Source organism: Serratia bockelmannii (assembly GCF_051803255.1).
Taxonomy (GTDB): Bacteria; Pseudomonadota; Gammaproteobacteria; order Enterobacterales; family Enterobacteriaceae; genus Serratia; species Serratia bockelmannii.
Genome location: NZ_CP196512.1, coordinates 939,710 through 954,675, shown reverse-complemented (window position 1 = coordinate 954,675; position 14,966 = coordinate 939,710). Strand labels below are relative to the sequence as shown.

Below are 14,966 nucleotides of genomic sequence, written 5' to 3'. Positions count from 1 at the left end.
ACCGCCGGCTTTTTTATTCCCACGACAGCGCCAGCTGCCGCTCCAGCTGCGGATCGAGCAGCGTCACATGCAACCCCACCAGCCGCACGCCGCGCCCTTCGCGCCGCTCGCGCCACGCCTGCCGCGCCACCTCCAGCAAATCCTGCCGGTTCAGCACCGGGAACACGTGCTCCTGGGTGGTTTGCTGAAAATCCTGAAACTTCAGCTTCACGCCCTGCCGGGCGATGTGCAGATCCGGCTTCACCTTGCGCAGCCGCATCTCCAGCTCGGGATAGAGTTTGTCGATAATCAGCGTTTCGCAGTCTTCCCAGTCGTGAATATCCTCCGCCAGCGTGCGCTCCACCCCCACCGATTTGCGCAGCCGCTCAGGAGAGATTTCGCGCCGATCGATGCCCTGACAGCGCTCCCACAGCACCCGGCCGAACTTGCCGAAGCGCTTGAGCAGCTGCGCCAAATCGTATTGCTGCACGTCGGCGCAGGTGATAAGCCCCACTTCCTCCAGCCGCTTGGCGGTCACCTTGCCGACGCCGGGGATCTTGCTGAGCGGCAGCTGCTGCAAAAACGCCGGCACCTGCGCCGGCGTGATCACGTATTGCCCGTTCGGCTTGTTCATCTCGGAGGCGATTTTAGCGAGAAACTTGATTGGCGCGATGCCGGCCGACGCGGTGAGGTCCAGCTCGGCGGCGATCGCCTGACGGATTTCCTGGGCGATCAGCGTCGCCGAACCGTTGCATTGCGGGCTGTCGGTCACGTCGAGGTAGGCCTCGTCGAGCGAAAGCGGCTCGATCAACGAGGTATAGCGGGCGAAGATTTCGCGGATGTGCAGCGAAGCTTCTTTGTAGGCCGCCATGCGCCCCGGCAGCAGGGTGAGATGCGGGCACAGTTTGAGCGCCATCGCCGTGGACATGGCACTGTGCACGCCGTAGCGCCGCGCCGGGTAGTTGGCGGTGCTGATCACCCCGCGGCGATCGGCACTACCGCCAATCGCCAGCGGGATATCGCGCAGGCTGGGATCGTCGCGCATCTCCACTGCCGCGAAGAAGCAGTCCATATCGACATGAATGATTTTACGCATCGCACCCTCCAACAATACTGTATAAGTATACAGCCAGGTACCAAAAGCTCAAGGCCGCAGAGCTCGAGGAAAGCGGCGTTTCTGACAGATATTTCCGCGTTGTTAAAAAAGCTTAATTTTTCAATAGTATGATTTCCGCCATCCCGTGCGGCTCACCACAACGATAACGACAAGGTACCCTACATGATCAGATTTTCTCATTTGCTGCTGGCTTCCGCGCTGTCGCTGAGCGCGCTGGCGGCCAGCGCCGCCGCCGGTCATGCGCCGGCGATCGTCGCCCATCGCGGCGGCACCGCCGATGCGCCGGAAAACACTCGCATCGCCATCGAAACCGCGCTGAAAAACGGCGCCGACGCCATCTGGATCACCCTGCAAGCATCCAAAGACGGCATCATCGTGCTGTATCGCCCCTCGGACCTGAAAGCGCTGACCAACCGGCAGGGTCCTGTTTCTGCCTATACCGCCGCGCAGCTAGCCGAGACCGACGCCGGTTGGGCCTTCGCCAAGGGTGACGCACACCCGTTCCGCGGCCAGGGTATCGGCATTCCACGGCTCGACGACGTGCTTAAAGCGTTTCCGCACGTCACTTTTTATCTGGACATCAAATCCCCGGACGCCGATCCGGCGCAGTTTGGCCAAACGCTGCTGGCGACGTTGCAAAGCACCGACAGCCTGAACCGCATCCGCGTCTACTCTACCGACGCCAAATACCTGCAGGCGCTGCCGCCGGCCATCCCGCGCTTTGAAAGCCGCGACGAAACCCGCACGCTGCTGGCCAACGTCACCATGGCGCACCAGTGCGACGTCAAACCGGACAACCGGCAGCCGCGCTGGTACGGGCTGGAGCTGAAGCGCGAGGTGGAAGTGGTGGAGAAATATACCCTCGGCGAAGGGCGTTCGAAGGCGTTTCTGACCTGGGATAAAGAGTCGATGGACTGTTTCCGCTCGCAGGGCCCGGCGCACATTATCCTGTTCGGCGTCAACTCGCCGCAGGAATATCAGCAGGCGCTGGCGCTGGGCGCTGACGGCGTGATGGTCAACTCGCCGGCCGAGGCGAAAAGCTTCCGCAAGGCGAAATAAAAAACCCGGCCAAGGCCGGGTTTTCGCTACAGAATACGGTGCTTTTCCAACTGCTCGCGCCGCTGCGCCGCTTTGGCTTCGCGCTTTTTGCGCGCATCGCACGGCTCCGGGCAGTCGCAGACTTTCTCCATGCCCAGCGCGGTGATGCCGCCGCAGCTGCCCTGCAGGCTTTTGCGTTTGAACACATAGCCCAGCGACATGCCGCCGACGATCAGCAGAAACAACACGAAAGTAGCGGCGAATACCGTCAACATAGCAACCTCACGAACGCTTTTTCAGATAGGGCTTGAACGCGTCTGAGTAACGCTCCTCAAACCCGTCGGCGGTTTTCACGATCATGAACACCGGGATACCGAGCAGGTTGGCCAGCGCCAGGCCGCGCTCCGGCCCCATCACGTTCAGGCCGGTGGACAGGCCGTCGGCGGTCATGCAGGTCGGGCTCAGCACGGTGATCGACACCAAACGGTGGTGAATGGGTCGGCCGGTGACCGGATCGATGGTGTGCGAATAGCGCACCCCGTCCTGCTCGAAGTAGTTGCGATAGTCACCCGAGGTAGCGATCGACATCTCCCCCGGCTGGATCACCAGCTGCGCCTGCTGTTGCGTACCGGCGGTCGGGCGCTCGATGGCGATGCGCCACGGCTTTTGCTCGCCGTTATGCCCGCGCGTGCGCACCTCGCCGCCGATATCCACCATGTAGTTCTTCACATGCCGGGACTGCAGATATTCCGCCACCACGTCCACGCCATACCCTTTGGCGATCGACGACAGATCGACGTACAGCTCGGAGATGTTTTTCACCAGCGCGTTGCCCTGCACCGACAGTTTGTCGGCGCCGGTCCAGGCGCGGCGGTGCGCCAGTTCCGCCTCGCTCGGCACTTTGTCCGGCCGCCCTTCCGGGCCGAAGCCCCACAGGTTGACCAGCGGCCCGACGGTCACGTCCAGCGCGCCGTCGGTGACGCGGTTGATGCGCAGCGCTTCGCGCACCACTTCGGCGGTGGCCGGCGAAACCGGGAACGGCCGGTCAATGTCGCGGTTGGCATTGAAGCGGCTCAGCTCGGAATCCGGCCGGTAGGTGGACATCTGATCGTTCACCTGCTCCAGCCGTTTGTCGATCTCCGCCTGCATCTCGCGCGCCGACGGCGTATCTTCGCCGGTCACGTAACGGATCGAATACGAGGTGCCCATGGTTTTACCCATCAGGTCCACCTGTTCCGGCCCGCAGCCGGTCAGCAGCAGGGTGGCGCTCAGCGCCACACCCGTCAGCCAGTTCTTCATCGCCAATGCGCGCAATTTAGCCACCAAAGTCATCCAGCATGATGTTTTCGTCTTCGACGCCCAGATCTTTGAGCATCTTGATCACCGCGGCGTTCATCATCGGCGGCCCGCACATGTAAAACTCGCAGTCCTCCGGAGCCGGGTGGTTCCTCAGGTAGTTCTCCAGCAGAACATTATGGATAAAGCCGGTGTAGCCGGTCCAGTTATCTTCCGGCTGCGGATCCGACAGCGCCACGTGCCAGGTGAAGTTTTCGTTCTCCGCCTGCAGCTGGTTGAAGTCGTCTTCATAGAACATCTCGCGCAGCGAACGCGCGCCGTACCAGAAGGTGATCTTGCGCTTCGAGTTCAGGCGCTTGAGCTGGTCGAAGATGTGCGAACGCATCGGCGCCATGCCCGCGCCGCCGCCGATGAAGATCATTTCGGCGTCGGTGTCCTTGGCGAAGAACTCGCCGAACGGCCCGGAGATGGTCACCTTATCACCGGCTTTCAGCGACCAGATATAGGAAGACATGATGCCCGGCGGCACGTCCGGATTGTTCGGCGGCGGCGTGGCGATACGCACGTTGAGCATGATGATGCCCTTCTCTTCCGGGTAGTTGGCCATCGAGTAGGCGCGCACCGTGGTGTCGTTCACCGTCGAGCGGTAGCGGAACAGGTTGAACTTGTCCCAGTCGCCGCGATACTCCTGCGGCACGTCGAAGTCGGCGTAGCTGATGTCGTGCGCCGGTGCTTCGATCTGGATAAAGCCGCCCGCGCGGAACGGCACGTCCTCGCCATCGGGGATCTTCAGCTTCAGCTCTTTGATAAAGGTGGCTTTGTTATCGTTGGAGATAACCTCGCACTCCCATTTCTTCACGCCGAAGATCTCTTCCGGCAGCTCGATCTTCAGGTTCTGCTTCACGTTCACCTGGCACGCCAGGCGGCACCCTTCTTTCGCTTCGCGCTTGTTGATGTGCGAAAGCTCGGTCGGCAGGATATCGCCGCCGCCCTCTTTGATCACCACCCGGCACTGGCCGCAGGAACCGCCGCCGCCGCAGGCCGAGGAGACGAAGATCCCCTGGCTGGAGAGCACGTTGAGCAGCTTGTCGCCCGCCGGCGCATGGAAGCTCTTATCCAGATCGCCGTTGATTTCCACCGCGATGTCGCCGGTGTTCACCAGCTTCGATTTGGCGAACAGGATCAGCAACACCAGCACCATCACGATGGTGGTGAACATTGCTACGCCTAAAATAATTTCCATAAATTCTTCCCGCCTTTACAACTGAACACCGGAGAAGGACATGAAGCCCAGCGCCATCAGTCCGGTGGTGATAAAGGTAATGCCCAGGCCGCGCAGCCCTGCCGGCACGTTGGCATACTTGAGTTTTTCGCGGATCCCCGCCATGGCGACGATCGCCAGCATCCAGCCGGTGCCGGAACCAAAGCCGTACACCACCGACTCGGCGAAGTTATAGTCGCGCTGCACCATGAAGGACACGCCGCCAAAGATGGCGCAGTTCACGGTGATGAGCGGCAGGAAGATGCCGAGCGCGTTATACAGCGACGGGAAGAAGCGATCGAGGATCATCTCCAAAATCTGTACCAGCGCCGCGATCACGCCGATGAAGGTGATGAAGTTGAGGAAGCTCAGATCGACGCCTTCCACCAGCGCGCCGTCGCGCAGGATCAGGTTGTAGACCAGGTTGTTCACCGGCACCGAAATGCCGAGCACGATGGTCACCGCGATGCCCAGGCCAAAGGCGGTCGAGACCTTCTTCGACACCGCCAGGAAGGTACACATCCCGAGGAAGAACGCCAGCGCCATGTTCTCGACGAACACCGCGCGCACAAACAGGCTGATATAGTGTTCCATCGGCCTTTACTCCTTTTCGATCTGCGCCGGCTTCAGGGTGCGCAGCACCCAGATCAGCAGGCCGATGATGAAGAACGCGCTCGGCGCAAGCAGGAACAGGCCGTTCGGCTGGTACCAGCCGCCGTTCTGCACCGTTTCCAGCACCGGGACGCCGAACAGCTTGCCGGAGCCAATCAGCTCGCGCAGGAAACCGACCAGCACCAGGATCACCCCGTAACCCAGCCCGTTGCCGATGCCGTCCATAAAGCTCTCGATCGGCGGCGATTTCATGGCGTAGGCTTCGGCGCGCCCCATCACGATGCAGTTGGTGATGATAAGGCCGACGAACACCGACAGCTGCTTGGAGATCTCGAACGCATAAGCGCGCAGCAGCTGATCGACCACGATCACCAGCGAGGCGATGATCGCCATCTGCACGATGATGCGCACGCTGTTGGGAATATGGTGACGGATCAGCGAGATGAAGAAGCTGGAGAACGCGGTCACCAGCGTCACCGCAATGGTCATCACCACCGCCGTCTCCAGCTTGGTGGTCACCGCCAACGCAGAACAGACGCCCAACACCTGCAGGGCGATCGGGTTATTGTCGAACAGCGGCCCCAGCAGGACCCGCTTTATCTCTTTGGAATCAGCCATTTTTCAGCGCTCCTTCACGAACTTTTTTCAGGAACGGGCCGAAGCCGTGCTCGCCCAACCAGAAATCAAACGTATGCTGCACACCGTTGGAGGTCAGCGTGGCGCCGGATAGGCCGTCCACTCCGTGCACATCCCCCTGACGTGCGCCGCCTTTCACCACGCGGATCGCCGGCTGGCCGTTGTCGTCGAACAGCTGTTTACCGACCCACTGCTGGCGCCAGGACGGATTCTCGACCTCACCGCCCAGCCCTGGGGTTTCCCCCTGGTCGTAGTAGGTGATGCCCTTGACCGTATTGCCGTCGTTATCCAGCGCCACGAAGGCGTACATCATCGACCACAGGCCGGTGCCGTATACCGGCAGCACAAGCTTGTTCACCTGGCCGCTTTCGTCGCGCACCAGGTAGATTTCAGCCTGGTTGCTACGGCGTTTGATACCGGCCGGATCGTCGCCCGCGGGCAACGCCACGCTTTTGGCGTCGTCGCGCAGCGCGGCGCCCAGATCGAACGCCGCCGCCTTGCCGGCGACAAACTCGCCGCTGTTCAGATCCACCAGGCGCGGTTCGATGCGCTCGCTGTACAGACGCTTGACCTGCTCGCTCTCCATTTTCGGCTGCAACAGGCCGGCTACGTCGAGAATATTGCGCTGCTTATCGAGCAGCTTTTGCTCCTGCTGTTTGGACTTCAGGCCAACGGCGGAGCCCGCCACCACCACTGAACACACCAGACACAGCAGCAGCACTACCAGCAGCGTTTTACCGATGCCGTCGTTTTTCGCTTCATTCGCCACGGGCTTTTCTCCGCTTGATGTTGGCCTGCACCACCAGGTAATCGAACAGCGGTGCGAACAGGTTGGCGAACAGGATCGCCAGCATCATGCCTTCCGGATAGGCGGGGTTGACCACCCGGATCAGCACGCACATCACGCCGATCAGAATGCCGTACCACCATTTCCCCTTATTGGTGAAGGAGGCGGAAACCGGGTCGGTCGCCATAAAGATCATGCCGAAGGCGAAGCCGCCCAGCACCAGATGCCAGTACCACGGCATGGCGAACATCGGGTTGGTGTCCGAACCGATGGCGTTGAACAACAGTGCAGAAGCCACCATGCCGAGCATCACGCCGGCGACGATGCGCCAGGAGGCCACGCGGCCGAACAGGATAATCGCCCCGCCGATCAGGATCATCAGCGTGGAGACTTCACCGATGGAGCCGGGAATGTTGCCGAGGAAGGCGTCCAGCCAACTGATGGACTGGCCGGTGGCCACGTTGCTCAGGCTGTGCGCCCCGCCTGCACTCCACTGCGCCAGCGGCGTCGCGCCGGAGAAACCGTCCGCGGAGGTCCACACCAAATCGCCGGAGATCTGCGCCGGATAGGCGAAGAACAGGAAGGCGCGGCCGGCCAGCGCCGGGTTGAGGAAGTTGCGCCCGGTGCCGCCGAAGATCTCTTTGGCCACCACCACGCCGAAGGTGATGCCCAGCGCGGCCTGCCACAGCGGCAGGGTCGGCGGCACGATCAGCGCAAACAGGATTGAAGTGACGAAGAAACCTTCGTTGACCTCATGCTTGCGGATGATGGCGAACAGCACTTCCCAGAAACCGCCGACGACGAACACCACGGCGTATATCGGCAGGAAGTAACAGGCGCCCAGCACCATCTTGCTGACCCAGCCGGCGTCGGCCGCCAGCGAGGCGCCTAGCCACTGCGCCAGACGATAATGCCAGTCGCCCGCCAGCACCTGTTGCAGCGCGTCGCCGCTGTACAGATGGTGCAGCGCCGGGATCGCCTGCTGGCCAACGTTGTACATGCCCCAGAACATCGCCGGGAACACCGCCAGCCACACCAGGATCATCATGCGTTTCAAATCGATGGCGTCGCGCACGTGCGAAGCGCCGCGCGTCACCGTGCCGGGGGTATAAAACACCGTGGTGGTCGCTTCATACAGCGGGTACCACTTTTCCAGTTTGCCGCCCGGCGTGAAGTGATGCTCTATCTTCTCAAAATAATTCTTCAGGCCCATCGGTTATCCTTCCTGCTCAATCTTGGTCAGCACCTCGCGCAGCACCGGCGCGTACTCATACTTGCCGGGGCAAACGAAGGTGCACAACGCCAGATCTTCCTCGTCCAGCTCCAGGCAGCCCAGCGCCTGCGCACTGTCGCTGTCGCCCGCCAGCAAATCGCGCAGCAGCAGCGTCGGCAAAATGTCCAGCGGCATCACCCGCTCGTAGTTGCCGATCGGCACCATGGCGCGTTCGCCGCCGTTAGTGGTGGTCGAGAAGGCGAACAGTTTGTTCTTCAGGAAGTGGCCCAGCGTGGTGCGGGTAATGGAGAACTTGTTCGGCGACGGCACGATCCAGCCGAACAGCTCTTTGTCGCGCCCTTCTTCCAGCACCGACACCTGCGAGTGGAAACGGCCGAGCCAGGCGTTCGGCCCAGCGGCGTGCATGCCGTTCAGCACCGAACCGGAGATCACCCGGTTCTCGCCGTCTTTCAGGCGGCCGGCGGTCAGCTCCTCGAGGCTGGCCCCCAGGCGGGTGCGCAGCAGCGCCGGCTGCGCCACCTGCGGCCCGGCCAGCGCCACGACCCGGCGGGTATCGAGCTTACCGGTGGTGAACAGCGTGCCGATGGCGATGACGTCCTGGTAGCCGATGTGCCAAACGATTTTCTTCAGGCTAACCGGTTCAAGGAAGTGAATGTGGGTGCCCACCAGCCCGGCGGGATGCGGGCCGGCAAATTCGCTGTAGGCGATCTGCGGGCCGCTCTGCTGGCCAACGGAGGCGCCGGCGGCGTGACATACGTGCACCTTGCCCGCCGTCAGGCGTGCCAAGACCACCAGCCCGGCGTTGAACGCCGCCTGCTGCTCGGCGATGATCACCTGCGGATCGGCGGCCAACGGTTGGGTATCCATCGCGGTGACGAAAATGGCGCGCGGTTCGCTGCCGGGGCTTGGCGTTTTACTGAACGGGCGGGTGCGCAGTGCGGTCCACAGGCCACTGGCGATCAGTTCGCTCTCGACCTGTTCGCGTGGCAACTGGGCCAATTCCCCCTGCGGGTAGTGCGCAAACTCGAGCTGATCGTCGCCGCCGTTTTCCAGCGCAATCACCACCGATTGCAATACGCGCCGCTCGCCGCGGTTAATCGCGACGATGCGGCCGCTGGCGGGAGCCGTGAAGAAAACCCCGGGGTTTTTCTTATCTTCGAACAACGCCTGGCCTTTCTTAACGGTATCGCCTTCCTGCACCAGCATGGAGGGGCGCATTCCGACATACTCTTCCCCAAGCAGGGCGACATGCTGAATGTTCGGGCCATCTTGGATCGCCTGAACCGGGGCTCCGGCTATCGGCAGATCTAACCCTTTTCTGATCTTAATCATAGGATTTATACGATGTAGTTGGGTTTACACGTCTGCCCGGCCCCAGAGGCGGGTGCTGACGATGCCAGGATTGCCGGGCAGTGCGCACAACGGCACGCCCAACATGAACTTTCTCGCAGTGAAAAACTGGGGTAACGCGCATTCCCTTGAGTCCCCCTTTCCGTTGTTTGCGCGACAGTCGATGTGTTAACGGCATGTAGCCAAATAACCATCAAAACGGCCGGGTTATATGCAATAACTCTTGCCGCTTCAATCGCCACAGCGCGTTAAATTGAAGAGAGAATATTAACATTGTTCGCAACATTGTTCTGCGTTACGTCGTGACTTGGGTCAAGCAAACGCAATTAAATTTCGCCTGTTTTTCACTACTTATCGTTAAAATCTGCCGGTCATTTCACTTTTATCGAGCTTTGTCGTTTTTTTATACATATCACGTATTGCTAAAAATAAACGCGCTGGTAATCTGGCGGTGTTTTGCAGCAGTAAAAACAATAATCAGTGGCATGTTGGCCAACCTCAATTGCGCCGGCAGATAAATATAAGCAGGAATAATAATGAGCAAAATCGCGCTGTTGTTTGCGATGCTTGTTTCTATGCCGATGATCACGGCCTGCAGCGCCAGCGAGCAGGTACCCGAAGCACCGGTAGTTAAACAGCAATTATTGGGTTCGCCGGTCTATATTCAGATCTTCAAAGAGGAACGCAAGCTGGAATTGTATGCCAAAATGGGCAATGAATTCCGCCTGGTCAACACGTTCCCGATCTGTAATTTCTCCGGCGGGCTGGGTCCTAAACGTCGTGAAGGCGACTTTAAAAGTCCGGAAGGCTTTTATAGCGTTGACGCACGCCATCTGAAACCCGACAGCAAGTATTATCGGGCGATCAATATCGGTTTCCCTAACGATTACGATAAATCGCAGGGCTATTCCGGCGCTTATCTGATGATCCACGGCGAATGTAAATCGATCGGCTGTTACGCGATGACCAACACCTATATGGATGAGATCTATCGCTACGTCGAAGCCGCCTTTGCCTATGGCCAAAGCCGCGTCGATATCAGCATTTATCCGTTCCGCATGACCGAGCAAAACCTCAAGCGCCATGCGTCATCCAGCTATATCGCCTTCTGGCGCCAGCTGAAGCCGGGTTACGATTACTTCGCGAAGAACCACCAGCCGCCGATGATGACCGTAGACAACGGCCAGTATGTGCTGGGTCAACCGTTGATGAGCAGCGGCCAGATGACGCAGTACGCGTCAGCCAGCCCGACGCCCAACACCAATCCCTTCGCTCAGAACAAGCCGCTCACCGAAGTGAAATAACGCGAACTCGCCTGGCTCAATCTTGTGCCAGGTTTCGTTGGCGGTCAGCGGTTGGGTGGCGATCACCGTGACCACATCGTTCGGTGTGGTCTGCTGCTGAAAATCGATCTCCACATCCTGATCCAGTAACGTCGCCTTACCGAACGGCGCGCGGCGCGTGATCCAATACAGGTTGGTGGAGCAATAGGCCATCACGAAGCGCCCGTCCGACAACAGCATGTTGAACACCCCTTTCTTGCGCAGCTGGCTCGCCAACAGGCCGATATAGCGGAAGACCGCCGGCCATTGGCTCGGGGTGCGCGGGTATTTCAGCGCCAGCTGATGCAGCAGCCAGCAGAACGCGTATTCGCTGTCGGTCTGGCCGACCGGGCGGAACGTGCCGGTATCCAGCTGACGATAGCCTTTTAATTGGCCGTTGTGCGCGTAGGTCCAGTTGCGGCCCCACAGTTCACGGGTGAACGGATGGGTGTTTTCCAGCGCCACTTCGCCGCGGTTGGCCTGGCGAATATGGGACACCACCGCGCAGGACTTGATCGGATAGTCCTGCACCAGGCGGGCGATCGGCGAGTTGAAGCTCGGCTGCGGATCCTTGAATGTGCGGCAGCCGTTCCCTTCATAGAAGGTAATGCCCCAGCCATCCTTATGCGGCCCGGTGCGGCCGCCGCGCTGTACCAGGCCGGTAAAGCTGAAGCAGATATCGGTCGGTACGTTTGCGCTCATCCCGAGCAGTTCACACATCGCCAGCACTCCTTAACCACACTGACACAGGCTGTGCGGACGCACCATGCGGCGTCCGCCGTCTTATTCATGGGGAGCCGCAGCTCCCCGAAGGCTATCAAGCCTTAACCATCTCTTTTTCGATCAGCTGAATCAAGATGTGAATCGCTTTGATGTGGATTTCCTGAATGCGGTCGGCGTAGCCGAAGTGCGGCACGCGAATTTCCACATCGGCGGAACCCGCCATCTTGCCGCCGTCCTTGCCGGTCAGGGTGATCACTTTCATCCCCTTGGCACGCGCCGCGTCGATGGCCTTGATGATGTTGCCGGAGTTACCGGAAGTAGAAATGCCCAGCAGCACGTCGCCTTCGCGGCCCACCGCTTCCACATAGCGCGAGAACACATACTCATAACCGAAGTCGTTGCTGACGCAGGACAGGTGGCTCACGTCCGAGATGGCAATTGCCGGGTAGCCCGGGCGGTTTTCACGGTAGCGGCCGGTCAGCTCTTCGGCGAAGTGCATCGCGTCGCAATGGGAACCGCCGTTGCCGCAGGAAATCACTTTACCGCCGGCTTTGAAGGAATCCGCCAGCAGCACCGCCGCACGTTGGATGGCGTCGATGTTGGCGTCGTCATTGATAAATTTCGCCAGGGTATCAGCTGCTTCGTTCAGTTCACTGCGAATAAGGTCGTGGTACATGAGGAACCTCTTGTTATCGTCAAATCTTCCGCTTCGCAGTGTACCGGATCGCGGAAACAGCGAGAAGCATTCTCAGCCAAACAGCGCGCCAGTTAAGGAAGCGGAGAGGTTTTTGATGATTGGTGCTGTCAGTTTGTGACCTGAGTTGTAATTAAACTGTAAACGCATTGATAAAAATTCTGCCTTGTACTAAAACCTATTACATACACACAACAGGTCAGACCTCTTACTACTTCGGAGCTTCTTATGATGGTTCTTAGTATCGTCGTTTTCCTGGCTCTCCTCGGCGTGGTGTTCTACCACCGAGTGAACCTTACCCTCAGCAGCCTGATCCTGGTGGCGTACACTGCCGCCATGGGTGCTATCGGCCTGTGGAGCTTCTGGCTGTTGCTGCCGCTGGCGATCGTGCTGCTGCCGCTGAACCTTTCCTCTGTACGCCGTTCCCTGCTCTCCGCGCCGGCGCTGCGCGCCTTCCGCAAGGTGATGCCGCCGATGTCCACCACCGAGAAGGAAGCGATCGACGCCGGTACCACCTGGTGGGAAGGCGATCTGTTCCGCGGCGCGCCGGACTGGAACAAGCTGCACAGCTACCCGAAACCGCGCCTGACGGAAGAAGAGCAGGCGTTTATCGACGGCCCGGTGGAAGAAGCCTGCCGCATGGCCAACGACTTCCAGATCACCCACGAACTGGCCGATCTGCCGCCTGAACTCTGGGCGTACCTGAAAGAACACCGTTTCTTCGCGATGATCATCAAGAAAGAGTACGGCGGTCTGGAATTCTCACCTTACGCTCAGGCGATGGTGCTGCAAAAACTGGCCGGCGTTTCCGGCATCCTGGCGATCACCGTCGGCGTGCCAAACTCCCTCGGCCCGGGCGAACTGCTGCAGCACTACGGTACCGAAGAACAGAAAAACCACTATCTGCCGGGCCTGGCGCGCGGCGACGAAATTCCTTGCTTCGCGCTGACCAGCCCGGAAGCGGGTTCCGATGCCGGCGCGATCCCGGACGTGGGCACCGTGTGCATGGGCGAATGGCAAGGCAAGCAGGTACTGGGCATGCGCCTGACCTGGAACAAGCGCTACATCACGCTGGCGCCGGTCGCTACCGTACTGGGCCTAGCGTTCAAACTGCATGACCCGAATCGCCTGCTGAGCGACAACGAATCCCCGGGCATCACCTGTGCGCTGATCCCAACCAGCACGCCGGGCGTGGAAATCGGCAACCGTCACTTCCCGCTGAACGTGCCGTTCCAGAACGGCCCAACCCGCGGCACCGACGTGTTCGTGCCGATCGATTACATCATCGGCGGCCCGAAAATGGCCGGCCAGGGCTGGCGCATGCTGGTTGAATGCCTGTCGGTCGGTCGCGGCATCACCCTGCCGTCCAACTCTACCGGCAGCCTGAAATCCATCGCCCTGGCGACCGGCGCCTACGCGCACATTCGCCGTCAGTTCAAGATCTCCATCGGCAAGATGGAGGGGATCGAAGAGCCGCTGGCACGCATCGCCGGCAACACCTATGTGATGGACGCCGCCGCTTCGCTGATCACCTACGCGCTGGTGCAGGGCGAGAAACCGGCCGTGCTGTCGGCCATCGTCAAATACCACTGTACACACCGCGGCCAGCAGTCGATCGTTGACGCCATGGACATCGCCGGCGGTAAAGGCATCATGCTGGGCGAATCCAACTTCCTGGCTCGAGCCTATCAGGGCGCACCGATCGCCATCACGGTGGAAGGCGCGAACATCCTGACCCGCACCATGATGATCTTCGGCCAGGGCGCAATCCGCTGCCATCCTTATGTGCTGGATGAAATGGCAGCGGCACAGAACAACGATCTGAACGCCTTCGATAAATCGCTGTTCGGCCACCTGGGCCACGTCGGCAGCAACAAGGTACGCAGCTTCTGGCTGGGCCTGACCAACGGCCGCACCAGCGCCACGCCGACCAAGGATGCGACCCGTCGTTACTATCAGCAGTTGAACCGCCTGAGCGCCAACCTGGCGCTGCTGTCGGACGTTTCCATGGGCGTGCTGGGCGGCAGCCTGAAGCGCCGTGAGCGCATCTCCGCTCGCCTGGGGGATATCCTCAGCCAGATGTATTTGGCTTCCGCCGTGCTGAAACGCTTTGACGACGAAGGCCGTCAGAAAGAAGATCTGCCGCTGGTGCATTGGGGCGTGCAAGACAGCCTGCATAAAGCCGAACAGGCGCTGGATGACCTGCTGCGCAACTTCCCGAACCGCTTTATCGCTGGCGCGATGCGCTTCGTGGTCTTCCCGTTCGGCCGCGTGCATACCGCACCGTCCGATCGCCTGGATCACCAGTTGGCCAAGATCCTGCAGGTGCCTTCCGCCACCCGCAGCCGCCTGGGGCGCGGTCAGTACCTGACGCCGAGCGAACATAACCCAATCGGCCTGCTGGAAGCGGCGCTGGCCGACGTGATGGCCGCCGAGCCGATTCACGAACGTCTGTGCAAGGCAGCCGGCAAAAACCTGCCGTTCACCCGTCTGGATCGTTTGGCGGAACGCGCGCTGGAAGAAGGCAAGATCAGCGCCGACGAAGCGAAGATCCTGGTGAAAGCCGAAGAGAGCCGTCTGCGCTCCATCAACGTGGACGACTTTGCACCGGATGCGCTGGCGGCCGCTAAGCCGGAAAAGCCGGCGGCGCAGTCTAAGCGCCAACAGCAGACCGAAGCGGCTTAACGCCAATTCCCACTCCACGCATCCAAGGGGCGATCATCATCGCCCCTTTTTCTTTTCTTGCACCACAAACTGCGCACCGCGCCGCAGGTTGGCGCAACGGCAGATTTCATGGGAAGGAAGTTCGAGTAGACTGCGCAGCGGGTGCTCTGGATCTTTCTGTCCGGAGCCTTGGCAAAGGAGAGAAAGAGAAAGGCCCCGAGTCGATATTATCAACCCGAGGCCACTCTGATGC

General features: G+C 60.3%; 14 protein-coding genes. 3 read left to right on the top strand and 11 right to left on the bottom strand.

What is annotated here, in order from left to right; genetic code table 11:
• Positions 1-13: 13 nt before the first annotated feature.
• Positions 14-1,075 (bottom strand): DNA polymerase IV, encoded by a 1,062-nt coding sequence (gene dinB / locus ACSJLU_RS04460; protein WP_439041062.1) that lies wholly within the window; start codon positions 1,073-1,075, stop codon positions 14-16.
• 183 nt (positions 1,076-1,258) lie between these two features.
• Between dinB and ACSJLU_RS04455 the strand changes: the two genes are divergently transcribed.
• Positions 1,259-2,155, top strand: coding sequence for a glycerophosphodiester phosphodiesterase family protein (locus ACSJLU_RS04455; RefSeq protein WP_049206249.1), 897 nt, complete (start codon positions 1,259-1,261; stop codon positions 2,153-2,155).
• Between the two features lie 26 nt (positions 2,156-2,181).
• Here ACSJLU_RS04455 and nqrM read toward each other — a convergent pair whose 3' ends face one another.
• The 8 genes from nqrM to ACSJLU_RS04415 are packed head-to-tail and all read right to left on the bottom strand — an operon-like array spanning position 2,182 to position 9,292.
• Complete coding sequence (gene nqrM, locus ACSJLU_RS04450; RefSeq protein WP_016928987.1) at positions 2,182-2,409, bottom strand: (Na+)-NQR maturation NqrM; 228 nt, start codon at positions 2,407-2,409, stop codon at positions 2,182-2,184.
• Positions 2,410-2,416: 7 nt separating this feature from the next.
• Complete coding sequence (locus tag ACSJLU_RS04445; protein WP_380826664.1) at positions 2,417-3,466, bottom strand: FAD:protein FMN transferase; 1,050 nt, start codon at positions 3,464-3,466, stop codon at positions 2,417-2,419.
• Entirely contained in the window at positions 3,450-4,673 is a 1,224-nt protein-coding gene (gene nqrF / locus ACSJLU_RS04440; protein WP_043135532.1) for an NADH:ubiquinone reductase (Na(+)-transporting) subunit F, read from the bottom strand. The genes ACSJLU_RS04445 and nqrF overlap by 17 nt, the downstream gene beginning before the upstream one ends.
• 15 nt (positions 4,674-4,688) lie before the next feature.
• Positions 4,689-5,285 carry an NADH:ubiquinone reductase (Na(+)-transporting) subunit E gene (nqrE, locus tag ACSJLU_RS04435; RefSeq protein WP_004930235.1) on the bottom strand — a complete coding sequence of 199 codons (597 nt, stop codon included), beginning with the start codon at positions 5,283-5,285 and terminating at the stop codon, positions 4,689-4,691.
• A 6-nt stretch (positions 5,286-5,291) separates the two neighbouring features.
• Positions 5,292-5,921, bottom strand: a complete 630-nt coding sequence (locus tag ACSJLU_RS04430; protein WP_004930232.1) for an NADH:ubiquinone reductase (Na(+)-transporting) subunit D — start codon at positions 5,919-5,921, stop codon at positions 5,292-5,294.
• Positions 5,914-6,708 (bottom strand): Na(+)-translocating NADH-quinone reductase subunit C, encoded by a 795-nt coding sequence (locus ACSJLU_RS04425; protein ID WP_025301668.1) that lies wholly within the window; start codon positions 6,706-6,708, stop codon positions 5,914-5,916. Before ACSJLU_RS04425 ends, ACSJLU_RS04430 begins: the two co-directional genes overlap by 8 nt.
• Complete coding sequence (locus ACSJLU_RS04420) at positions 6,698-7,939, bottom strand: NADH:ubiquinone reductase (Na(+)-transporting) subunit B (RefSeq protein ID WP_016928991.1); 1,242 nt, start codon at positions 7,937-7,939, stop codon at positions 6,698-6,700. Before ACSJLU_RS04420 ends, ACSJLU_RS04425 begins: the two co-directional genes overlap by 11 nt.
• A gap of 3 nt (positions 7,940-7,942) precedes the next feature.
• Entirely contained in the window at positions 7,943-9,292 is a 1,350-nt protein-coding gene (locus ACSJLU_RS04415; RefSeq protein ID WP_049208695.1) for a Na(+)-translocating NADH-quinone reductase subunit A, read from the bottom strand.
• Between the two features lie 554 nt (positions 9,293-9,846).
• On the opposite strand from ACSJLU_RS04415, the gene dpaA reads away from it, so the two are divergent.
• Positions 9,847-10,614: a peptidoglycan meso-diaminopimelic acid protein amidase gene (dpaA, locus tag ACSJLU_RS04410; protein WP_025301666.1), complete on the top strand. Its 768-nt coding sequence runs from the start codon at positions 9,847-9,849 to the stop codon at positions 10,612-10,614.
• Here dpaA and ACSJLU_RS04405 read toward each other — a convergent pair.
• Entirely contained in the window at positions 10,549-11,352 is an 804-nt protein-coding gene (locus tag ACSJLU_RS04405; RefSeq protein ID WP_019454310.1) for a class II glutamine amidotransferase, read from the bottom strand. The genes dpaA and ACSJLU_RS04405 overlap by 66 nt on opposite strands.
• A 97-nt stretch (positions 11,353-11,449) precedes the next feature.
• The gene (lpcA, locus tag ACSJLU_RS04400; protein WP_004930220.1) at positions 11,450-12,031 is read right to left on the bottom strand and encodes a D-sedoheptulose 7-phosphate isomerase; all 582 of its coding nucleotides are present in this window, start codon (positions 12,029-12,031) and stop codon (positions 11,450-11,452) included.
• Between the two features lie 246 nt (positions 12,032-12,277).
• Between lpcA and fadE the strand changes: the two genes are divergently transcribed.
• Positions 12,278-14,734 carry an acyl-CoA dehydrogenase FadE gene (fadE, locus tag ACSJLU_RS04395; RefSeq protein ID WP_025301664.1) on the top strand — a complete coding sequence of 819 codons (2,457 nt, stop codon included), beginning with the start codon at positions 12,278-12,280 and terminating at the stop codon, positions 14,732-14,734.
• Positions 14,735-14,966: the final 232 nt, after the last annotated feature.